Source organism: Pseudomonas beijingensis, assembly GCF_030687295.1.
GTDB classification, from domain to species: Bacteria; Pseudomonadota; Gammaproteobacteria; order Pseudomonadales; family Pseudomonadaceae; genus Aquipseudomonas; species Aquipseudomonas beijingensis.
The window spans coordinates 2,866,017-2,888,484 of sequence record NZ_CP117425.1; the positions used below are offsets into that span (position 1 = coordinate 2,866,017).

Genomic DNA, 22,468 nt, shown 5'->3' on the forward strand with positions numbered 1-22,468 from the left:
GAGTAATAAAAATAGCAGCCAATCTTGATAGCAGCAGTAAAGGACACTTTTGCATGTTTCTTCCGGTAATCATGGCAGGCGGTGCGGGATCCCGTCTCTGGCCCCTGTCTCGCCAGCTAAATCCCAAGCAGTTTCTGCCTTTGGTCGATGCGGAGCTATCGCTGCTGCAGTCGACAATCAAACGGCTGGAAGGGCTTGATCATGATATGCCGATACTGATCTGCAATGAACAGCATCGCTTCCTTGCGGCAGAACAATTGCGGCAATTGGAAATGGAGGAGGCTAGGATACTACTTGAGCCGGTAGGACGTAATACTGCACCGGCTATCGCGCTCGCAGCATTACAGGCGACCGCTTCCGGGAATGATCCGATTTTATTGGTTCTTGCTGCCGATCATCTTATTCAAGATACAAAGGCGTTTCACACCAGTGTCAGTCAGGCGTTGGTGCTGGCCGAAGCTGGCAAATTGGTAACGTTCGCAATTGTCCCCACCCATCCGGAAATTGGTTTTGGCTATCTGGAAAGGGGTAAGGCGCTTGAACAAGGGGGGCACGTTGTCAGCCAGTTTGTGGAAAAACCTGATTTGGCGACTGCTCAGGGATATCTGAACAGCGGGCAGTATTTTTGGAATGGCGGCATGTTCATGTTTCGAGCGAGCCGTTATCTACAAGAGCTGGAACGCTTTGCGCCGGATATTCTTAATGCCTGCCGCGCAGCATTTGAAGGTGCCCAGCAGGATATGCATTTTATCCGTGTCGATGCTCAGGCGTTTGGTGCATGCCCGGAAAAATCAATTGACTATGCGGTGATGGAGCGTACTTCGGACGCCGTAATGGTGCTGCTTGACGCGGGATGGAGTGACGTCGGCTCGTGGTCAGCACTTTGGGATACCGCAGATAAGGACGCTGATGGCAACGTACTTAAAGGCGATGTACTGACTGAGCGTACAAGTAGCAGCTATATACATGCCACCCACCGACTTGTGGCTACAATAGGAGTGGATGACCTTGTGGTCATTGAAACCAAAGACGCGGTGCTCGTAGCGCACAAGGGTGATGTGCAAGACGTCAAGAAAATCGTCGATCAATTGAAGAACTGTAAGCGTCCTGAGTACGCTAATCATCGTGAAGTTTACCGTCCGTGGGGTGTCTATGACTCCATCGATAATGGACCGCGTTATCAGGTTAAACGTATTACGGTAAATCCGGGTGCGAAGTTATCGGTACAAATGCACCATCATCGGGCGGAGCATTGGATAGTTGTCAGTGGGACTGCGCGAGTAACCAATGGCGAAAAAAACTATCTCGTCACGGAGAACCAGTCTACTTACATCCCTGTTGGGCAGGTCCATGCCTTGGAGAATCCTGGTGTTATACCGTTAGAGTTGATTGAAGTTCAATCAGGCACCTATCTGGGGGAGGATGATATTGTCCGTTTTGAAGATATATACGGTCGGAGCTAGTGGCATTGAAAATCTCGATAATTACTGTTTGTTATAATAGTGTTGAAACTATTAGAGATACCATCGAATCTGTTCTTTTGCAGCGGTATCCCAATATTGAGTACATCGTGGTGGACGGTGCATCGAAGGATGGAACACTCAGCGTAATATCCGAGTACGAAGGCCGGATTGCCAAAGTAATAAGCGAGCCCGATAAAGGCATATATGATGCTATGAATAAAGGTGTCAAGGTCGCAACGGGTGATTATGTTGGTATATTGAATTCTGATGATGTTTTTGCTGGGGAAAATGTGATTCAGGAGATGGTGGCGCATCTGCAGAGTAATCCGGATGCAGAGGCCTGTTACGCGGATCTTGTTTTTGTACAGCGAAAACAAATAGATGTTGTTACTCGAAAATACTCTTCAGAAAGTTTCTCTCCGTGGAAAGTTCGTTTCGGCTTTATGATACCTCACCCTACCTTTTACGCACGGCGTGAGCTTTTTGAAAGGTACGGTGATTACAAATTGGGTTATCGGGTTTCTGCTGACTTTGAATTGATGGCTCGTTTTTTTTCCAAGAATGTAAAAATGGTCAGGCACGCCGCAGTCATGGTTAAAATGCGAGAGGGCGGAATAAGTACTACGGGTTTTTGGTGGAGAATTCATCAGAATTTGGAGATCGTCAAAGCTTGCAAAGAAAATGGGATTTATACCAACATTCTACTCGTGGCTATGAAAGTTCCATTCAAGCTGGCAAGCTATCTTAAAAAATGAATTCTATAGAACGGGTCTTATTAACAGGTAGCACGGGCTTTGTCGGGAGCAGGTTGCACGCCGCTCTTGGTACGACCTATTCTGTTGTAGCGACATCTCGCTCGGCTCAGATAGTTTGGAACGGCTCCCAGACGATCGGTGTTGGTGATCTTTCGAGTGAGACTGTGTGGACTCCTGCGTTGCAAGGTGTTGATTGCGTCGTGCATGTTGCTGGCAGAGCTCATAAACTTAATGACAAGCTTGAAAACCCTTTGGCGGAATTCAGGAAGGTGAATGTTGGTGCCAGTCTCAATCTCGCGCGGCAGGCTTCCGAAGCCGGGGTGAAGCGATTTGTTTTCATCAGTTCAATCGGGGTCCATGGAGCGAGTACGGCAGGTAAGCCCTTGGATGAACTCTCTCCGTTGATACCTCATGCTGATTACGCGCTTTCAAAATTGGAAGCAGAGAACGGCCTCAAGGAAATTTCGGTTGAGAACGGGATGGAACTGGTTATTCTCCGTCCACCCTTGATTTATGCTGGACATGCTCCTGGAAATTTTGAACGTTTGTTAAAACTAGTTGCAAGCGGGCTGCCGCTTCCTTTTTTGGGTGTCAATAATCAGCGCAGTATGATTGCTTTAGATAATTTGGTCGATTTGATTGCGCTATGCATAGAGCATCCTGCCGCAGCCAATCAGTCTTTTCTCGTGTCCGATGGGATAGATGTATCGACTCCGCAAATTATTCGTTGTCTCTCCAAGGGGATGGGGCGTGAGGCTCGATTATTTTCTATCCCTGATTCATTGATTTATCGGGGGGCTGAGTTATTAGGGCGCAAAACGACCTATGATCAACTTTATGGTTCTCTTGCTATTGATTCGAGCAAGGCTCGTGACCTTTTAGCTTGGACGGCTCCTATAACACCCGACGAGGCGTTATTCAGGGCTGGGAAAGATTATATTTCTCGTGTTCGTTGAGCCTCTTACTTTTTGTTATGGAAAATTTTCATTCATGTCTTCTTGGTCGATCATTTCTATCGCGGCTGTGTTATCACTCCTCTTGACGGGAGCATTGCGTAAATATGCCCTTGCCCGAAGCATAATCGACATCCCCAACGCCCGAAGCTCACATACTGTCCCAACCCCACGCGGTGGCGGCGTGGCAATCGTCGTTAGCTTTCTGTTGGCGCTGCCCGTATTAGCAATCACTGGGTCTATGGATTGGCCCACTATGTGGGCGATGCTGGGGGCAGGATCAGGAATCGCTATATTAGGTTTCCTCGACGATCATGGCCATATTGCGGCGCGCTGGCGATTGTTGGGGCATTTCCTGGCATCAGCATGGGCGTTGTATTGGTTGGACGGCTTGCCGCCAATCACGCTGTTTGGTATCGGCCTCGAATTGACTTGGTTTGGAGACGTCCTAGCTGTCTTTTACCTGGTGTGGATGCTCAACCTCTACAACTTCATGGACGGCATCGATGGCATTGCCAGCGTCGAGGCTATTTGTGCATGTCTTGGAGCCTGCCTTCTTTATTGGCTGGGTGGTTTTGAAAGCTTGATCGTCGCTCCGCTGGTACTCGCAATGGCTGTGGCTGGTTTCCTGTATTGGAATTTTCCTCCCGCCCGCATCTTTATGGGCGACGCGGGAAGCGGGTTTCTCGGCATCATTCTGGGGCTGCTAGCGTTGCAGGCAGCCTGGGCTTCACCGGAACTGCTCTGGGGCTGGTTGATTTTGCTGGGGGTCTTTATTGTCGATGCTACCGTCACGTTGATGCGGCGCCTACTGCGCGGCGACAAGGTGTATGAGGCGCATCGCAGTCACGCCTATCAATTTGCTTCGCGTCATTACGGCAGGCACTTGACGGTGACGCTAGGGGTGGCTGCGATCAACCTGTTTTGGTTGTTGCCCGTGGCGGCGAGTGTGGTGCTCTGGAACATGGACGGAGCATTGGCTTTGATAGTGGCTTACGTACCATTGATACTGCTAGCCATCAGGTTTCATGCAGGCGAGCTTGAGAAGGCCTGATTTCAGGGTAAGGCTCGCGTTTTTCGTTTATCGATTGTCCAATGCTCGGCGATGGAGCCGCCTGCATCAGGAATGGATTAGTTTAGGAGCTGGCCAAGGTGCGTGAAGGATTTATGGATAAGTTAAGAGCGGCTTTGCTGGGGTTGCCAAGACGCCACAAACGCGCGATCCAGGTAGCCACAGATGTTTTTCTCGTCTGGGTTGCCTTATGGTTGGCATTCGTTGTTCGACTGGGAGTCGAGGCATCGGCCAGTCCGATTGCAACGCATCTTTGGCTTTTTGCTTCTGCCCCACTGGTCGCCATCCCAATTTTCATCCGCTTTGGCATGTATCGCGCCGTCATGCGTTACTTCGGTAACGATGCGCTGATCACCATTTGCAAGGCTGTCAGCCTTTCAGCGTTACTGCTAGCCCTCATAGTGTATTGGTACAGCAACCATAAAACCGTGGTCCCGGCGCTCGATCATCTTCAATTACTGGTGGCTCAGCCTGATCATGATCGGCGGCTTGCGCCTGATGATGCGGCAATACTTCTTGGGGGACTGGTTTACCGCAGCCCAGCATGTGCCCTTTACTAATCGCGATGACGGCCTGCCCAAGGTTGCTATTTATGGTGCCGGGGCCGCAGGTAACCAGCTCGTTGCCGCGCTTCGCATGGGGCGAGTGATGCGACCGGTCGCATTCATCGATGACGACAACAGCATCGCAGACCGCGTGATCGCTGGGCTGCAGGTCTACGCGCCCAAGCATATCCAGAAAATGATCGACACAACCGGTGCACAGGAGATTCTACTGGCGGTGCCTTCCTCGTCGCGTGGGCGCCGTCGGGAGATCTTGACGTTGCTTGAAGGCTTCCCGCTGCATGTCCGCAGCGTCCCCGGGTTCATGGACCTGGCCAGCGGCCGGGTCAAGGTCGATGACATTCAGGAAGTGGACATCGCGGATCTTCTAGGGCGCGATCCGGTTCCCGCACAACCTGACCTGCTGGAGCATTGCATCACTGGCCAGTCGGTTTTGGTCACTGGGGCCGGAGGTTCGATTGGCTCCGAGCTTTGTCGGCAAATCCTGGCACTGAAACCGACTACGCTGCTGCTGTATGAGCATAGTGAATTCAATCTCTATAGCATTCTGTCTGAACTTGAACCTCGAGTGATTCGGGAATCGTTGTCGGTTCGGTTGCTGCCTATCCTTGGGTCGGTACGAGACCAGGACAAACTGCAGGACGTGATGAAGACCTGGAATGTCGACACGGTCTATCACGCCGCGGCCTACAAACATGTGCCGATGGTCGAGCACAATATCGCCGAAGGCGTCCTGAACAATGTGATCGGTACGTTGAATACGGCACAGGCTGCGTTGCAGGCCGGTGCGCCCGACTAATGTAATGGGCAGCACCAAGCGGCTTGCAGAGCTGACCTTGCAGGCCCTTAGCCGTGAGCTGGCCCCTGTGTTATTCGGCGATAAGGCCAACGTCTCAAGAGTCAACAAAACCCGTTTCACCATGGTCCGGTTCGGCAACGTGTTGGGGTCATCCGGTTCGGTTATTCCTCTGTTTCATAAACAGATCAAGTCCGGCGGTCCGTTGACGGTCACGCATCCAAAGATCACGCGTTATTTCATGACCATTCCCGAGGCCGCGCAGTTGGTGATCCAGGCGGGCTCCATGGGGCTGGGTGGGGATGTGTTTGTGCTGGACATGGGGGAGCCGGTGAAGATTGTCGAGCTGGCGGAAAAAATGATTCATTTGTCCGGCCTGAGTGTCCGTTCGGAAAAGAACCCCCACGGCGACATTTCAATCGAATTCACAGGCCTGCGTCCAGGCGAGAAGCTATACGAGGAGTTGCTGATTGGCGACAACGTCGTCGCCACCCAGCACCCAATGATCATGAGTGCCAACGAGGACCATCTGCCTTGGGATGTGCTTAAGTTCAAGCTGGCTGAGTTGCTGGCCGCCATCGAACACGATGACTACACCAGGGTCCGCCAGCTGCTTCGGGACACTGTCAGTGGTTACGCTCCGGACGGCGAGATTGTCGACTGGATCTATCAGCAACGCCGCCTCGAACCCTGATTGTTACATACGCTGTAACGGACACATTTTTGACAGCGATACATCATCGCCTAAGTTTGAGAGGCAGCTTCGCAAAAGCTGCTTCTTTCTTAACGATGTCATGGAGCGTCATTTATGCGTACAGGCTATTTCTACTCTCTGGTTTTTGCCTTCCACCAGCGCCTCGATTGCTGCTATCGCAGCCCCGGTGAGCAAACCTGAGTCGGTCGCTGCGCCGCAAGCAGTGGAGCAGCCAGCCAGAACGCAGGGCGCCAAGGTGGATTTAAACGGGGCGGATGCTGCAACGCTGCAGCGCGAGCTGACCGGAATAGGTAAAGGCAAGGCTGAGGCGATTGTTGCGTATCGGGAGAGTAATGGGCCGTTCTCTTCGGTAGAAGAATTATTGGAGGTCAAGGGAATCGGCAAGGAGGCGATTCTCGACCGGAACCGTGACAAGCTGGAAGTGAATTGAGTTTGTGATTGAAGGAGGCCGGTCGAATTGACTGGCCTTTTTGCTGACTGGCTGGTGCAAATTTTGGACGAGTTCTGGGAACGTCCCACCATTGGCATAAATAATGATTACCTACAGCCAACCGATTGTTCAACAATCCAAGGCCTTCCACCCATGACCAACACACTCTCCCTCGCCGACCAGATCACCCTGGAGCTACGAGCCGACATCATCGGCGGCCGCCTGCTACCAGGCATGGCCCTGATAGAGAACAACCTGGTCTCGGCCTACAACGCCTCACGCAACACCATCCGCGAGGCGCTACACCGTCTAGGCCAGGAAGGCTTAACCCGTTACGTGCGCAACAAAGGGGTGATGGTCCGCAGGTTAGATGTGAATGACGTGCGAGATCTGTTCAAGGTCCGTCGGACCCTGGAGTTGCAAGCCATCCTGAGCAGCCAACCATTGCGTGAGTATCAATCCGACCGGATGCTCGAAGCCCTCGAAGCTGCGGATTTGGCTCGCGAGCGTGAGGACTGGCGTTCAGTCGGTACCCATGGCCTGGCCTTTCATCAGCACATCGTCGGATTGATGCGCAGTCCATTACTTGATGAGTTTTTCACCAATGTGGTTGCACAACTGCGCCTGGTGTTTAGCTCAGCGCCTGATGAGGCGCGTTTCCAGGCGCCGTGGCTGGCCCGTGACCGGTGCATCCATGATTGGCTGGCCGAAGGTGACAAGCTTGCGGCCCACGAAGCCATGAGCCTTTACCTCGATGATTCCGAGCATCTGCTTCTGCAACTGCTAACTCCCACCCACCACTGATCAAGGACCCGCGCCATGTACAAAGACTACCCAGCCGCCTACCAGGTCAGCAAAGGTTCAGCCCTGCAGGTGGACAAACCCTTCTACGACCGTATCCGCTCCCAGCAAAACAAACGCACCCTGATCGAACAGTTCGAGGTACCCATCCGCACCGGCCGCGCCTGGCACGTACCCGCTGGCCATGTGTTCCGCGTCACCACCCCGGTGGGCCCGCAGGTGGGGGACTTCAACGTCTGGAACGCCCACGATCCTCGGGAACGCCTGTGGGCGGCGCGCACGCGTCAGCTTCAGGGCGCTCATGTCAGCACCCATGATCGGTTGTGGTCGAACCTGCCATTCCTTCGGCCCTTGGTGACCATCACCGATGACAGTCTGGCCGGTTACGGCATCGACGAGCATGGCGGACGATTGCACGATCTGCTGGGGACGCGCTGTGATCCGTATGTGAACAAGATGCTCACCGGGGAGGATTTCCACCACCATTGCCACTCGAACCTGACCCGTGCCGTGTTGCCCCACGGCCTGACGGAGTTCGATGTGCATGACGTGCTGAATATTTTCCAGTGCACGGGGCTCAATCATGACGATATGTACTTCATGAAAGCTTGTCCGGCGCAGAAGGGTGATTACCTGGAATTTTTTGCCGAGATTGATCTGTTGTGTGCACTGTCCACTTGCCCGGGTGGTGATCTGTCGCTGGCGATGTGGGGGCCGGATGCGCAGGATCCTCTCAGCGTCTGTCGTCCGCTGGGGGTGGAGATCTATCGGTTGGAGGATTCATTGTTGGAAGGCTGGAGCCAGCCTGAACGGGCGGCGTACAAGGGGTTGCATGGCTTGCATATTGCCAAGGCGGATTGGGAAAAGTGAAGCCGAAGGCGCGGGCTTTTTGTGGCGAGGAAGCTTGCTCCCGCTGGGCTGCGTAGCAGCCCCAACGGCTAAAACCCGATTAGCCTGATACTCCGCGCCAGCAGGTTCAGGGCCGCTTCGCGCCCCAGCGGGAGCAAGCTCCCTCGCCACAAAAGCACATGTAGCCGGGACGGGGAATAGCTCAACGATCCTTGGCCTCCTTCGCATCCATTTCCGCATTGCGCTCGGCAACACGCTTGCGCTGTTCGTCCGTCAATTCGACCTTGTTGGCGGTGTCGCGCAGCATCATCAGACCACCAACGATCGAGCCGATTGCAACAATCAGAATCAACCAGGCATACCAGGGCATAGGGCTCTCCTTGAGGGGGCGATGGACGGACGAACATTTCGCCGATCCATCGCACCTACCACTTATGAGCGAAGGTTGTTCGCAGTGGTTCAATACTACGCCCGTTCGGCCGGCTTCACCTCAAAGCCCGGTCAGCATCGCATCGGCGGGCGCGTCTGCACGCAGTTGGGCGGTGAGGATGAAGTAGACGAAGCCCACCGCCATGAAGCCGAGGAAGATCAGCCCGATCAGCGCGTTGAACCAGGCCATCGCTACCAGGCACACCAGCGCCAGCACCAGGGCGATGCCGGGCACGATCGGATAGCCCGGTGCGCGGAAGGTGCGCTCCAGGTTGGGTTCGGTTTTGCGCAGTTTGAACAGGCTGAGCATGCTCATGATGTACATGACGATGGCGCCGAATACGGCCATGGTGATCATCGCTGCGGTCAGGGTCATGCCGCCTAGGTTGATCAGGCCGTCGCTGTAGATCGCGGCAATGCCGATCAGTCCTCCGGCGATGATGGCCCGGTGCGGGGTCTGGAAGCGGGACAGTTTGGCCAGGGAGGCGGGCAGGTAGCCGGCGCGGGCCAGGGCGAAGAACTGCCGCGAGTAGCCGAGGATGATGCCATGGAAGCTCGCCACCAGGCCGAACAGGCCGATCCATACCAACATGTGCAGCCAGCCGGAGCTTTCGCCGACCACGGTTTTCATGGCTTGGGGCAGCGGATCGTTGATGTTCGACAGGGTGCGCCAATCGCCGACGCCGCCGGCCATGAACATGACGCCCATCGCCAGGAACACCAGGGTCAGGATGCCGCTGATATAGGCCTTGGGAATCGTGCGTTTCGGGTCCTTGGCTTCTTCGGCGGCCATGGCCGCGCCTTCGATGGCCAGGAAGAACCAGATGGCGAAAGGAATCGCGGCGAACATGCCGGCAATGGCTGGGGCGCCGAATACATCGGAACCGGCCCAGCCGTTCAGGGCGAAGCTGCTGAAACTGAACGCCGGGGCCACGACGCCCATGAACACCAGCAGTTCGGCCACTGCCAAGACGCAGACAATCAGCTCGAACGTCGCCGCCAGTTTGACCCCGAGGATGTTCAGGCCCATGAACACGATATAGGCGCCGACCGCGGCGTGTTTCGGGTCCAGGGCCGGGAACTGCACGTTCAGGTAGGCGCCGATGGCCAGGGCAATGGCCGGCGGCGCGAAGACGAATTCTATCAGCGTCGCCAGCCCTGCAATTAACCCGCCTTTCTCGCCGAAGGCACGACGGCTGTAGGCAAACGGCCCTCCGGCATGGGGAATGGCGGTGGTCAGCTCGGTGAAACTGAAAATGAAGCAGGTGTACATGGCCGCCACCATGAAGGAGGTCACCAGGAAACCCAGCGTCCCGGCTACGCCCCAGCCATAGCTCCAGCCGAAATACTCGCCGGAAATCACCAGGCCGACGGCAATGCCCCATAAATGCAGGGTGCCCAGGGTAGGTTTGAGTTGTGTGTTCATCGGTGGCTCCCCTCGATCCATAGCAAAAGCGCTGGGGAGGGCAGTGCAGTGGGCGTGCCAGTGTGGCGGGGGCGGTCGTAATGGGTGAAATCGTGTCGTATCGAGGATGTTCGCTGCTGGATGGCTTGGTTTTGTGCCCCAGTTCAGAGCGTCGGCGCCTGGGCTGGCCTCATCGCGAGCAAGCTCGCTCCCACAGGGGATCATCAGTCGACGTGAGCTCTCTATTCACAACAGAGCCATTGTGGGAGCGAGCTTGCTCGCGATGAGGTCCGCCCAGCCAACCACTCAGCCGATTTTTTACAGTTTCTTTATCTCCCAACCCCTCTCTCGATCTCGTTCCTTTACAGCCTCCCTGTCGACAATCACTCCATACACGGCACGACGCCGTATCACGGAGAAATCCCATGAGTGTTCTGGACGGGGTGTCGCTGCTGCTGGCAGTGGCGCTGTTCATCTATCTGCTGGTTGCGCTGTTGCGCGCCGATCGGAACTAGGAGCGGCTATGCACGGTTATGACTACGGGTTGATCCTCGGCTTTTTCGCCCTGGTGCTGATTCCCGCACCGTTTCTGGGGCGTTTTTACTATCGGGTGATGGAAGGCCAGCGCACCTGGCTTTCGCCGATCCTCGGCCCGCTGGAGCGCGGCTGCTATCGCCTGGCCGGTGTCGATCCCGCCGCTGAGCAGAGCTGGCAGAAATACACTCTGGCCTTGCTCGCCTTCAACCTGGCGGGTTTTGTGTTGCTGTTTGCGATTTTGCTGCTGCAGGGACATTTGCCCCTCAATACCGAGCAACTGCCCGGCATGGAGTGGACCCAGGCCTTCAACACGGCCGTGAGTTTCATGACCAACACCAACTGGCAGTCCTACAGCGGTGAAGCGTCCCTGAGCTACCTGAGCCAGATGGTCGGCCTGACCGTGCAGAACTTCGTCAGCGCCGCCACCGGCCTGGCGGTGTTGGTGGCGTTGTGTCGCGGCATCGGGCGCAAGTCCGCCGCAACGCTGGGCAACTTCTGGGTCGACATGACCCGCGCCAGCCTCTACGGGTTGTTGCCGCTGTGCCTGCTGCTGGCGTTATTCCTGGTCTGGCAGGGCGTGCCCCAAACCTTCGCGCACTATGTGCATGGGGTCACGCTGCAGGGTGCCGACCAGGTCATTCCTCTGGGGCCGGCCGCCAGCCAGATCGCGATCAAGCAACTGGGCACCAACGGCGGCGGTTTCTTCGGCGTCAACTCGGCGCACCCGTTCGAAAACCCGACGGCCTGGAGCAACCTGTTCGAGGTCGCGTCGATCATCCTGATCCCCGCCGCGCTGGTGTTCACCTTCGGTCATTACGTCAAGGACCTGCGCCAGAGCCGCGCGATCATTGCCTGCATGCTGGCGCTGTTCCTGATCGGCGGCGCCACGTCACTGTGGGCCGAATACCAACCCAACCCGGCCTTGAACGACGCGGCCGTCGAACAGACCGCGCCGCTGGAAGGCAAGGAAACCCGCTTTGGCACCACCGCCACGGTGCTGTGGTCGGTGACCACCACGGCAGCGTCCAACGGCTCGGTCAACGCCATGCACGACAGCCTCAACCCGCTCAGCGTCATGGTGTCGCTGGTGAACATGATGGTCGGCGAGGTGATCTTCGGCGGCGTCGGGGCCGGGCTCTACGGGATGCTGTTGAACGTGTTGATCGCCGTGTTCCTGGCCGGCTTGATGATCGGTCGCACCCCGGAATACCTGGGCAAGAAGCTGGGCGCCCGCGAGGTGCAACTGTTGGTGGCAACCCTGCTGGTGATGCCCGTCAGTGTGTTGGTGCTGGGTGCCGTCGCCGCCAGCCTGCCCGGGCCCGCCGCAGCGGTGAGCAACCCGGGTGCCCACGGTTTCAGCCAGTTGTTGTACGCCTACACCTCGGCGGGTGCGAACAACGGTTCGGCATTCGCCGGGTTCGGCGCCAACACACCTTTCCACAACTTGATGCTGGGCCTGGGCATGTTGATTGGCCGGTTCGGCTACATCCTGCCGGTGCTGGCGTTGGCCGGCAGCCTGGCCTTGAAGAAAACCGCGCCGATTGGCCAGAACAGCTTTCCCACCCACGGCCCGCTGTTCGTGACCCTGTTGACCATGACCATCCTGCTGGTGGGTGGCTTGACCTTCCTGCCGACCCTGGCGCTGGGGCCGATTGCCGAACATTTGAGCATGGGCTTCTGAGGATCTGATGATGAATATGCCGATGAGCAAAACCGTCGCCGCCAAGGCGCCGGAACAACCGAAGACCCACCTGTCGGCCCTCTGGCGGCCAGCGTTGGTGCAAGCGTTCGTCAAGCTCGATCCTCGCCAACTGCACCGTGCACCGGTGATGCTGGTGGTGGAATTGACCGCGATCCTCACTACGGTCTTGTGCTTCATTCCCGACAGTACGGTGCCGACCTTCGTCGCCGCGCAAATTGCGTTGTGGCTGTGGTTCACCGTGCTGTTCGCCAACTTCGCCGAAGCCTTGGCCGAAGGGCGCGGCAAGGCCCGGGCGGACAGTCTCAAGGCCGGCAGCGAAGGCCTCAACGCACGTCGCCAGACTGCCAGCGGGTTTGAAATCATCCCCGCCACCCGTCTGCGCAAAGGCGATGTGGTGCGCGTCGAGGCCGGCGACATGATCCCTGGCGACGGCGAAGTGATCGAAGGCATCGCTGCGGTCAACGAGGCGGCGATCACCGGCGAGTCGGCCCCGGTCATTCGTGAGTCCGGCGGCGATCGCTCGGCCGTCACCGGCAATACGCGGTTGGTCTCCGACTGGTTGCTGATACGCATCACCAGCAATCCTGGCGAGTCCACTCTGGATCGCATGATCGCTTTGGTGGAAGGTGCCAAGCGCCAGAAAACGCCGAACGAGGTGGCGCTGGATATCCTGTTGATCGGCCTGACGCTGATCTTCCTGATGGTGGTGGTGACGCTGCAACCGTTCGCCCATTTCGCCAATGCCAGCCTGCCACTGGTGTTTCTGGTGGCACTGCTGGTCACCTTGATTCCCACCACCATCGGCGGGCTGCTGTCGGCCATCGGCATCGCCGGGATGGATCGGTTGGTGCGCCTGAACGTGATTGCCAAATCCGGTCGCGCGGTCGAGGCGGCGGGGGACGTGCATGTGTTGATGCTGGACAAGACCGGCACCATCACCTTTGGCAATCGCCGCTGCACGGCGGTCTATGCCGCCCCCGGCGTGAGTGCCAAGGAACTGGCCGAAGGCGCACTGTTTGCCTCGTTGGCCGATGACACCGCCGAGGGCAAGTCCATCGTCGAGTACCTGCGAGGTTTGCATTCACTGCCCGAGCCCGGCGTCGACGCGCTGACGGCCGTGCCGTTCAGTGCCGAAACCCGTTTGTCCGGGGTCGACTATCAGGGTCGCATCTACCGCAAGGGGGCCGTGGATTCGTTGCTGGATTTCATCGGCCTTGCACGCAATGAATTGCCATCGGCACTGGCGCGGGAGGTCGACAAGATCGCCCAGAGCGGCGGTACGCCGTTGCTGGTGTGCGTGGATGGCAAGCTGCTCGGCGCTATCCATCTCAAGGACGTGGTCAAGCCCGGCATCCGTGAGCGTTTTGCCGAGCTGCGCAAGCTGGGGATCCGCACGGTGATGGTCACCGGCGACAACCCGTTGACCGCCGCTGCGATTGCCGCCGAGGCCGGTGTCGACGACGTGCTGGCGGAGGCCACGCCGGAGAAGAAACTGGCGCGTATTCGTCACGAGCAAAATGACGGTCGGCTGGTGGCTATGTGCGGCGACGGCGCCAACGACGCTCCGGCCTTGGCCCAGGCCGATGTCGGCATGGCGATGAACGACGGCACCCAGGCGGCGCGGGAGGCGGCCAACATGGTCGACCTCGACAGCGACCCGACCAAATTGCTCGATGTGGTGCAGATCGGCAAGGAGCTGTTGGTGACCCGTGGGGCGTTGACCACTTTTTCCATTGCCAACGACATCGCCAAGTACTTCGCGATCCTGCCGGCGCTGTTCGCGTCGATTTATCCACAGCTCGGCGTGTTGAACGTGATGCACCTGAGCAGCCCGCAGAGTGCGATTTTGTCGGCCATTGTCTTCAATGCCCTGATCATCGTCGTGTTGATTCCCTTGGCCTTGCGTGGCGTGCGCGTGCACGCGGCAAGCGCGGCGGCGTTGTTGCGGCGCAATCTGTTGATCTATGGCCTGGGCGGGATCGTGGTGCCGTTCGTGGGGATCAAGGCGATCGATATGTTGCTGACGGCGTTGCACCTGGTTTGAGTTCACCATTTGTGGGAGCAAGGCTTGCCCGCGATGAACGATGACGCGGTCTGCCTGGGATCGAAGTGTCTGCATCGCGAGCAAGCTTTGCTCCCACAAGGCGATTCCCAGGATTTACTTCAATTCGAGGATTTTGAAATGTCCACTCTGATTCGCCCGGCCTTGAGCCTGCTATTACTGATGACCCTGATCACCGGTGTCGCCTACCCACTGGTAGTCACCGGCGTGGCGCAAGTCGCCTTTCCCGCCCAGGCCAACGGTAGCCTGATCGTCGATGCCGCCGGCAAGGTCCGTGGCTCGACGCTGATCGCCCAGGATTTCACCGGCGATGCCTGGTTTCATCCACGGCCATCGGCCGGTGCCTTCGCCACGGTCGCCAGCGGTGCCAGCAATTTCTCCCCGAGCAATCCGGCCCTGGCCACACGGGTGATCGATGACGCCCGCAAACTCCAGGTGCCCGGTCAGGGCCCGGTGCCGCTGGCATCGCTGACCACCTCCGCCAGCGGGCTGGATCCGCACTTGCCTCCGGCGGCAATTGCCTATCAACTGGCGCGTGTCGCCGCCGCGCGCAACCTGCCGGCCTCGACCTTGCAGCAATTGCTCGATGCCAACACCGAGCAACCCCTGGTGGGCCCACCGGTGGTGAATGTGCTGGCGCTGAACCTGGCCCTGGAAAAACTGTAGGAACCTGTGGTTGCAGAACCAGTGGGAGCAAAGCCTGCTGAGCAAAACCAGTGGGAGCAAAGCTTGCTCGCGATGAACGATAACGCGGTCCATCCGTTGAACTGTGTCGCCTTGATCGCGAGCAAGCTTTGCTCCCACTGGTCCCGTTCCCATAAGCTTTGCTCCCACAGGCCCGGCTCCCCACAGGGGTGTTTGATCAATATTTGAAAGAGATTTCCACACCATGAGCGACTCCGGCCGCGCCGATGCACTGTTAGCCAATCTGCCCCGCAACGGCCGTGGCCGGCTCAAGGTCTTTCTGGGCGCGGCCCCGGGTGTCGGCAAGACCTACGCCATGCTGCAAGCGGCTCACACCCAACTGCGCCAAGGCGTGAAGGTCGTCGCCGGGGTGGTGGAGACCCACGGTCGCAGCGAAACCGAAGCGCTGCTCGGCGGCCTGGCGCAGCAGCCGTTGGTGCGCTCGGAGTATCGAGGCGTGATGCTCGAGGAAATGGACCTCGACGGCCTGCTCGCCGCCCGGCCGAGCCTGGTTCTGGTGGACGAACTGGCCCACAGCAACGCCCCCGGCAGCCGCCATGCCAAACGCTGGCAGGACATCCAGGACCTGCTCGCGTCGGGCATCGACGTCTACACCACCGTCAATGTCCAGCATCTGGAAAGCCTTAACGACCAAGTGCGGGGCATCACCGGCGTGCAGGTGCGCGAGACGTTGCCGGACTGGGTCCTGCAGGAGGCCGATGAACTGCTGCTGATCGACCTGCCACCCCGTGAGCTGCTGGAGCGGCTGCGCGATGGCAAGGTCTACGTGCCGGAACAGGCCCGGGCGGCGATCGATGCGTTTTTCTCCCAGACCAATTTGACCGCGTTGCGTGAGCTGGCGATGCAGACCGCCGCCGCCCAGGTCGACAATGACCTGACCCAGGGCTATCGACAACTGGGCCAGGCTGCGCCGGCGGTGCGCGGACGCTTGTTGGTGGGGGTGGACGGTGACGTGCAGGCTGAACGCCTGGTGCGCCATGCCAGCCGCGTCGCCCAACGTCGGCATCTGCCCTGGAGCCTGGTGCACGTGGACAACGGCAGCGCCCGTGACGAGGCCTCGCGCCAGCGTTTGCAGAGTGCCCAGCAACTGGCTGAACGCCTCGGCGGTGAAGTGGTGCTGCTGCGGGCCGGCGAAGTGGCCAGGACGCTGATCCAACATGCCAGCGAACGTCGCGCCACCCTGGTGCTGGTGGGCCAGTCCCGGCCGCGTTTGCGCCGACGGTTGTTTGGCGGCGGCCTCGCTTCGCGTTTACTGCGTGATGCCCGGGGCCTGGAGATCAACGTGTTGGACAGCGATGAGCAACCGCGTCCCGCCCGCGTGCGTTCAAGCGCCGTCCAGACCGGGTTCGATTATGTGCTGGCGTTGTTGGCTACCGCGGCGGCCAGTGCATTGGCCTGGGGAGTCTCGGGGCTGTTGGCGTTGCCCAATATTTCCCTGGTGTTCCTGATGGCGGTGTTGCTGGTGGCCGTACGCAGCAGCCTCGGCCCGGCGCTGGCCTGCGCGGCGTTGTCGTTCCTGGCCTATGACTTCTTGTTCATCCCGCCGAATTTCTCCCTGACCATCCAACGCGAAGAAGACGTTCTGACGCTGGTGTTTTTCCTGCTCATGGCCGCCCTGACCGGTAACTTGGCCGCCCGCCAGCGCCGCCAGTTGCAGGCCCTGCGCGACACCCAGCAGGAAACCGGTGAACTGCTCGATCTGTCCCGCAAACTCACTGCCGCCACCGACCGCCAGGCGGTGATCAGCGCCGCCGCGCAGCACCTCAACGGTTGGCACGACTTGCAACTGTGCCTGCTCAACCGCGACGGCCAGGGCGGTTGGAAAGTCGAGAGCGGTGAGCCGCTGACCTTCACCGAGGCCGAGCGCGCGGCGGCCGACTGGTCCTGGCAGCACGACCAGCCGGCCGGCGCCGGCACCGGGACACTGCCCTCCGGGCGTTGGTGGTGGTGGCCGTTGTCGGCGGAGGGCGGGCCGCTGGCCTTGTTGGGTGTATGCCCGAAAGAAGGCCAGCCCCTGAGTGGCCAGCGCCGCCGTTTGCTGGCGGCCCTCAGTCAGCCATTGGCCCAGGCGCTGGCCCGGGCGCAACTGGCCCAGGACCTGGAAGCGGCGCGTCTGCACGGTGAAACCGAACAACTGCGCAGCGCTTTGCTGGCTTCCGTGTCCCACGACCTGCGCACGCCGCTGACCGCCATGCGTGGCAGCATCGACAGCTTGCTGGCGCTGGGGGAGGCGATCCCACTGGCCGATCGTCGCGAACTGCTCGAAGGCACCCGCGATGAAGCCGAGCGGCTGGATCGTTACATTCAGAACCTGCTGGACATGACTCGCCTTGGCCACGGTGCCCTGAAGCTGGCGCGGGACTGGGTGGCCCCGGCCGACATCGTCGGCAGCGCGCTGAACCGCCTGCGCGCAGTGTTGGCGCCCCTGGCGCTCAGTGTCGAGGTGCCCGCTGAATTGCCTCTGCTGTATGTCCATGCGGCGCTGATCGAACAGGCCCTGGTGAACGTGTTGGAGAACGCGGCGCGCTTCTCGCCGGCCCAAGGACGCCTGCTGCTGAGCGCCGGGGCGACAGACAATGAGGTGTTTTTTGCCGTGGCCGACGAAGGGCCCGGGATCCCTGAAGAGGAGCGGGAGAAAATCTTCGATATGTTCTACACCGCCGCACGCGGTGATCGAGGCGGGCAGGGCACAGGGTTGGGATTGGCGATCTGCCAGGGCATGGTCGGTGCCCATGGCGGGCGCATCAGTGTGGCCGAAGGTCTCGACGGACGCGGCACCTGCATCACGTTGCACCTGCCGTTGCAGGCGCAACCGGGCATGGACGATGAAGCCTGAGCCTGGCTGAGATACTCTTCTGTTACCCGCAGCTTGCCACCTGCTTGCCTTTCCACTTGATTGCAACGAACGAGCCCCATGAGCCAGACCGCGACCCTTTTGGTCATCGATGACGAACCGCAGATCCGCAAATTCCTGCGCATCAGCCTGAGCTCCCAAGGCTACAAGGTGCTGGAAGCCGGCACCGGCGCCGAAGGGCTGGCCCAGGCGGCGCTGAACAAGCCCGATCTGCTGGTGCTCGACCTGGGCCTGCCGGACATGGACGGCCAGCAGGTGTTGCGCGAGTTTCGCCAATGGTCGACGGTGCCGGTGCTGGTGCTCTCGGTGCGGGCCAGCGAAGCGCAGAAAGTCGAGGCGCTGGACAACGGCGCCAACGATTACGTGACCAAGCCGTTCGGCATCCAGGAATTCCTCGCCCGCATCCGCGCCTTGCTACGCCAGGCCCCGGCCGGCGAACCACAGGAAGCCGCGCTGAAGTTCGGCCCGTTGACGGTGGACCTGGCCTATCGACGGGTGCTGCTGGACGACACCGAAGTGGCCCTGACCCGCAAGGAGTACGCGGTCTTGGCGCAACTGGCGCGGCACCCGGGACGGGTCATCACCCAGCAGCAATTGCTCAAGGACATCTGGGGTCCGACCCACACCGAAGACAGTCATTACTTGCGGATCGTGGTCGGTCACCTGCGTCAGAAACTGGCCGACGACCCGACCCGGCCGCGGTTCATTGTGACCGAGGCGGGGGTGGGGTATCGGTTGTTGGGGGAGGGTGGGCTCTAGTTCTGTGTTGTCCGGGCTGCCGCCATCGCGAGCAAGCTCGCTCCCACAGAGAATCGAGTTGGCAACAAATTTTTATTTACTCAGCAGGACCCATGTGGGAGCGAGCTTGCTCGCGATGAGGCCTGCTCAATCAATCGAGATTTCCCAGATTCAGTTCTGTTCACGCTCATACCGATCCAGGGTATCGCTGGCAATCTCCCGTCCCAACGCGATCAACTCCGGCGCCTTGTAGAACTCGAAAAACCGGCACACTCGTTTTGGCACGTTGATCAGCACATCCGGCGGGTAACCGGCGATCTTGTACTGGGCCAGCGAGGTCTGCATCACTTCGAAGCTCTGGTTGATCAAGTCCAGCAACGACGCCGGGCCGACGTTATCGATGATGAACGAGCCGGTGGCGGATTTCGGCGCGCCTTCGTTCTCCGGCGCGGCAGCTGGTTGTTGGCCTTCGGGCTCGGCCGAGTCGATCCACGGATTGATGTCGGCGGCCTCGGCCTTCAAGGCTTCCTGTTCCAGCAGCAGCAATTGCTCGGCCTGTTTGCGGCGAAACGGCAGGCGCGAGCCCAGGGAGCTGACCAGGGTGTCGAAGCGACGCCTGAACGCGGCGGGGCGCGGGATCACCGGTAATCGGTACTGTTTCTGGTTGGTGGCGTTGAGGTTGACCGCGATGATCAAGTCGCAATGGCTCGACACCACCGGCACGATCGGCAAGGGATTGAGCAGGCCGCCATCCACCAGCATGCGGTTGCCTTGCATCACCGGCGTGAACAGGCTGGGAATCGCCGCCGACGCACGCATTGCCTGATGCAGGCAACCTTCCTGGAACCAGATTTCCTGCTGGTTGGTCAGGTCGGTCGCGACGGCGGTGTAGGGGATGCGCAACTCTTCAATGTTGAGTTCGCCGACGATCTTGCGGATCTGCCCGAAGACCTTCTCGCCGCGGATCGCCCCCAGGCGAAAACTGACGTCTACCAGGCGCAGGACATCCAGATAATCCAGGCTTTCGATCCAGTTGCGGTACTCCTCAAGCTTGCCCGCCGCATAGATCCCACCCACCACAGCCCCCATGGAACAACCGGCGATGCAGGCAATGTCGTAGCCACGTCGTTCGATTTCTTCGATCACCCCGATATGGGCATAGCCCCGGGCGCCACCCGAGCCCAATACCAATGCGACACGTTTTGTCATGACCCGGCCTCTTGTCGAACAGACTTCAACAATGCACTTATCGACGGCTCGGCTCAATCCTTGTAGCGCAGGCGTCGTTTTTTGACACGCTGCGGCGGCATTTGCGTATGCTCGCCCACACTTGAATTTACGCGGTCAAGCAAGGCACTTTTCGCCGTTGCCACCGTCTTAACAGCACGACTGTTGACCTGACCTGAGGTGTTATTGATGAAAGCCCGGATCCGCCTGCCCTTGGTGGCATCTTTGATGGTTTTGGCCCTGGCCGGTTGCGCAGGTAAAACCGCTTACCGTGACAGCTGCGGCAGCCAACTCGACAGTGCCTGGCGTGAACTGGACCTGGCCAAGGCCGAAGGTTTTGCCGGCACCGTTAGCTACTCCAAGGCCCTGTCCCTGCTGACGGGTGCCAAGACCCAGCAGCAATTCGAAGCGTTCGAAGGCTGCTCCAAGAAAGCCGAGAAGGCGCGTTTCTACATCCGCGAATCCCGCGCGGGACGATAAAGACAGCGACAACCAATCAGCTGCAAGCTACAAGGGAAGGGCGCAGAATCGTTTTTCACGGGTAGCTTGCGGTTTGACGCTCAACGCTGTGTACGGAGTACGTCCATGATCGATCGGCTGGTGGCCCGCATAGTGGGCCTGGAAGTCCGCCTGTTGGCCTGTCAGGCCCGCTTGAATGCCCACACCGACAGCGAAGCGCTGCATGACCTGCGGACCACGGTACGCCGTTTACGCAGCCTGCTGCGTCCACTGCGTGGGTTGCCCGGTGTCGAACAGCTGGAAACGGCGGCTTCGGCGGTGGGCACCCTGACCACGCCTTTGCGTGACCGGGAAGTGTTGGCTGCTTACCTTGAACAACATGGCCAGGCCGAGGCGGCGCGGCGACGCCAACTGCAAATGGCCGATGCCTATCCCGCCGTGGCCGCGAGTGTCGAACTGGCCCAGTTGCTGATGATCCTCGATGCCTTCCCGCGCTTCATTCGCGCCGCCCAGCGTGAGGGGCTGCTGAAGAGTTTGCGCAAACGCATCGAAAAACGCCTGGACAAACAATGGAAAAAGCTCGATGAAGCCCTGCGTGATCCGGCCCATGACCGCCACCGGTTGCGCCTGCTGATCAAGCGCGTGCGCTACGCCATCGAAGCTTACCCTGAGCTCGACCGCCTGCCTGAGGCCGCCATGCCCCGGCTCAAGTCCGCCCAGGGCGCGCTGGGCGACTGGCACGATTGCTGGCAATGGCTGGCCAGGGCCAAGGAAGAAACCGATCTGCAAGCGTGTGTGCCCACCTGGCACGCCACGATGGAGAAGGCCGAGGCCAAGTCCGACAAGGTGCTCGACAAGCTGATTGCCAGTTGCTTCGAAAAAGCCTGAACCCATCCCATTCCCTCTGTGGGATTTCCCCTTGTGGGACTTCCCCCTGTGGGAGCGAGCTTGCTCGCGATGACGGTGGTTCAGCTTGCCTACGGATTGACTGATACACCGCTATCGCGAGCAAGCTCGCTCCCACAGAGGATTGGGGGAATTCAAGATCCTCGGCTTTTCTGTCAGCCTCTTTGGCCGGAATAAGCCCTGTGCCGTCAGCCCGGTCTGGTTAAGATCCCTTCATCCTTTTCCCCGTTTTCGAGGTTGTCATGCGCTTTTCCGATTTGATCGATGCTGTACGCCGGCAGCCAGGTGCGGTGACTATCGCGCCTGAATGGGGCCAGGGTCGGGCCAGTTTTGGCGGGTTGGTGGCGGCGCTGCAATATGAGGCGATGCGTGCCCAGGTGCCGGCAGATCGCCCGGTGCGTTCGTTGGCGATCACCTTTGTCGGCCCGGTCGAAGCCGACGTGCCTGTCAGTTTCGAAGTCGACGTGTTGCGCGAAGGCAAGGCGGTGAGCCAAGTGTTGGGACGGGCGGTGCAGAACGGCCAAGTGGTGACCGTGGTGCAAGGCAGTTTCGGCGCTTCGCGCTCGTCCGTGGTGGCGGTGCAGGCCGACCCCGCGCCGGAATTCAAGAGCGTGGAGCAATGCCAGGAAATGCCTTACGTCAAGGGCATGACCCCGGAGTTCATGCGCCACTTGGCGCTGTGCTGGAGCGTCGGCGGCTTGCCGTTCAGTGGTAATAAATCCCGGAGCATGGGCGGCTGGGTGCGCTTGCGCGGTGACGTGCGGGAGGAGCCGCTGAACGAAAGCCATATCCTGGCTTTGGTGGACGCCTGGCCCCCGGCCTTGTTGCCGCACCTCTCGCAAATGGCCCCGGGCAGTACGCTCACGTGGACCATCGAGTTCGTCCAGCCGCTGCTGGACCTCACGACGCTGGACTGGTGCAAGTACCTGGCCGAGATCGAGCATGCCCAGGACGGCTACGGCCATGTCGCCGCGAAGTTCTGGAGTGCCGATGGCCGCTTGATCGCCCTGAGCCGGCAGACGGTCACTATTTTCGGATAAGGCTTTG

General features: G+C 59.3%; 18 protein-coding genes and 2 pseudogenes. 17 read left to right on the plus strand and 3 right to left on the minus strand.

Annotation, left to right across the window (positions count from 1 at the left end):
- Positions 1-53 precede the first annotated feature (53 nt).
- From PSH84_RS13020 to PSH84_RS13055, 8 genes and pseudogenes are all read left to right on the plus strand, one after another.
- Positions 54-1,463 (plus strand): mannose-1-phosphate guanylyltransferase/mannose-6-phosphate isomerase, encoded by a 1,410-nt coding sequence (locus PSH84_RS13020; RefSeq protein WP_305470301.1) that lies wholly within the window; start codon positions 54-56, stop codon positions 1,461-1,463.
- Positions 1,463-2,218 (plus strand): glycosyltransferase family 2 protein, encoded by a 756-nt coding sequence (locus PSH84_RS13025; protein WP_240998538.1) that lies wholly within the window; start codon positions 1,463-1,465, stop codon positions 2,216-2,218. Before PSH84_RS13020 ends, PSH84_RS13025 begins: the two co-directional genes overlap by 1 nt.
- Complete coding sequence (locus tag PSH84_RS13030; protein ID WP_122568933.1) at positions 2,215-3,174, plus strand: NAD-dependent epimerase/dehydratase family protein; 960 nt, start codon at positions 2,215-2,217, stop codon at positions 3,172-3,174. The genes PSH84_RS13025 and PSH84_RS13030 overlap by 4 nt, the downstream gene beginning before the upstream one ends.
- A gap of 34 nt (positions 3,175-3,208) precedes the next feature.
- The gene (locus PSH84_RS13035) at positions 3,209-4,225 is read left to right on the plus strand and encodes an MraY family glycosyltransferase (RefSeq protein ID WP_122568932.1); all 1,017 of its coding nucleotides are present in this window, start codon (positions 3,209-3,211) and stop codon (positions 4,223-4,225) included.
- Positions 4,226-4,338: 113 nt separating this feature from the next.
- Positions 4,339-6,296, plus strand: a pseudogene (locus PSH84_RS13040) (polysaccharide biosynthesis protein).
- 114 nt (positions 6,297-6,410) lie between these two features.
- Positions 6,411-6,747: pseudogene (locus tag PSH84_RS13045) on the plus strand (ComEA family DNA-binding protein).
- 153 nt (positions 6,748-6,900) lie between these two features.
- Positions 6,901-7,551 (plus strand): GntR family transcriptional regulator, encoded by a 651-nt coding sequence (locus tag PSH84_RS13050; RefSeq protein ID WP_305483030.1) that lies wholly within the window; start codon positions 6,901-6,903, stop codon positions 7,549-7,551.
- A 15-nt stretch (positions 7,552-7,566) separates the two neighbouring features.
- Complete coding sequence (locus tag PSH84_RS13055) at positions 7,567-8,418, plus strand: urea carboxylase-associated family protein (protein WP_122568928.1); 852 nt, start codon at positions 7,567-7,569, stop codon at positions 8,416-8,418.
- Positions 8,419-8,599: 181 nt separating this feature from the next.
- Here PSH84_RS13055 and PSH84_RS13060 read toward each other — a convergent pair whose 3' ends face one another.
- Together PSH84_RS13060 and eat are read right to left on the minus strand one after the other, a co-directional pair.
- Entirely contained in the window at positions 8,600-8,767 is a 168-nt protein-coding gene (locus PSH84_RS13060; RefSeq protein ID WP_003183831.1) for a DUF2897 family protein, read from the minus strand.
- Between the two features lie 120 nt (positions 8,768-8,887).
- The gene (gene eat / locus PSH84_RS13065; RefSeq protein ID WP_305483032.1) at positions 8,888-10,252 is read right to left on the minus strand and encodes an ethanolamine permease; all 1,365 of its coding nucleotides are present in this window, start codon (positions 10,250-10,252) and stop codon (positions 8,888-8,890) included.
- Between the two features lie 404 nt (positions 10,253-10,656).
- Between eat and kdpF the strand changes: the two genes are divergently transcribed.
- The 6 genes from kdpF (at position 10,657) to PSH84_RS13095 (ending at position 18,850) form a co-directional block, all read left to right on the plus strand.
- A complete protein-coding gene (kdpF, locus tag PSH84_RS13070) occupies positions 10,657-10,746 on the plus strand; it encodes a K(+)-transporting ATPase subunit F (RefSeq protein WP_003218754.1) in 90 nt (29 codons plus the stop codon).
- An 8-nt stretch (positions 10,747-10,754) separates the two neighbouring features.
- The gene (gene kdpA / locus PSH84_RS13075; RefSeq protein WP_305483033.1) at positions 10,755-12,449 is read left to right on the plus strand and encodes a potassium-transporting ATPase subunit KdpA; all 1,695 of its coding nucleotides are present in this window, start codon (positions 10,755-10,757) and stop codon (positions 12,447-12,449) included.
- A 10-nt stretch (positions 12,450-12,459) separates the two neighbouring features.
- A complete protein-coding gene (gene kdpB, locus PSH84_RS13080) occupies positions 12,460-14,514 on the plus strand; it encodes a potassium-transporting ATPase subunit KdpB (RefSeq protein ID WP_305483034.1) in 2,055 nt (684 codons plus the stop codon).
- Between the two features lie 138 nt (positions 14,515-14,652).
- Positions 14,653-15,198 carry a potassium-transporting ATPase subunit KdpC gene (gene kdpC / locus PSH84_RS13085; RefSeq protein ID WP_122569066.1) on the plus strand — a complete coding sequence of 182 codons (546 nt, stop codon included), beginning with the start codon at positions 14,653-14,655 and terminating at the stop codon, positions 15,196-15,198.
- A 223-nt stretch (positions 15,199-15,421) separates the two neighbouring features.
- Positions 15,422-18,073 carry a DUF4118 domain-containing protein gene (locus PSH84_RS13090; protein ID WP_305470306.1) on the plus strand — a complete coding sequence of 884 codons (2,652 nt, stop codon included), beginning with the start codon at positions 15,422-15,424 and terminating at the stop codon, positions 18,071-18,073.
- 78 nt (positions 18,074-18,151) lie between these two features.
- Positions 18,152-18,850, plus strand: a complete 699-nt coding sequence (locus PSH84_RS13095) for a response regulator (protein ID WP_305470307.1) — start codon at positions 18,152-18,154, stop codon at positions 18,848-18,850.
- A gap of 150 nt (positions 18,851-19,000) precedes the next feature.
- Here the strand turns inward: PSH84_RS13095 and PSH84_RS13100 are convergent, their stop codons facing one another.
- The gene (locus tag PSH84_RS13100; protein WP_060738563.1) at positions 19,001-20,038 is read right to left on the minus strand and encodes a patatin-like phospholipase family protein; all 1,038 of its coding nucleotides are present in this window, start codon (positions 20,036-20,038) and stop codon (positions 19,001-19,003) included.
- 207 nt (positions 20,039-20,245) lie between these two features.
- Between PSH84_RS13100 and PSH84_RS13105 the strand changes: the two genes are divergently transcribed.
- The 3 genes from PSH84_RS13105 to PSH84_RS13115 all read left to right on the plus strand — a co-directional run bounded on the left by PSH84_RS13105 (position 20,246) and on the right by PSH84_RS13115 (position 22,461).
- Positions 20,246-20,536: a hypothetical protein gene (locus tag PSH84_RS13105; protein ID WP_122568921.1), complete on the plus strand. Its 291-nt coding sequence runs from the start codon at positions 20,246-20,248 to the stop codon at positions 20,534-20,536.
- Between the two features lie 105 nt (positions 20,537-20,641).
- A complete protein-coding gene (locus PSH84_RS13110; protein WP_122568920.1) occupies positions 20,642-21,403 on the plus strand; it encodes a CHAD domain-containing protein in 762 nt (253 codons plus the stop codon).
- 260 nt (positions 21,404-21,663) lie between these two features.
- Positions 21,664-22,461 carry an acyl-CoA thioesterase gene (locus PSH84_RS13115; protein ID WP_305483036.1) on the plus strand — a complete coding sequence of 266 codons (798 nt, stop codon included), beginning with the start codon at positions 21,664-21,666 and terminating at the stop codon, positions 22,459-22,461.
- The last annotated feature ends 7 nt before the right edge of the window (positions 22,462-22,468 follow it).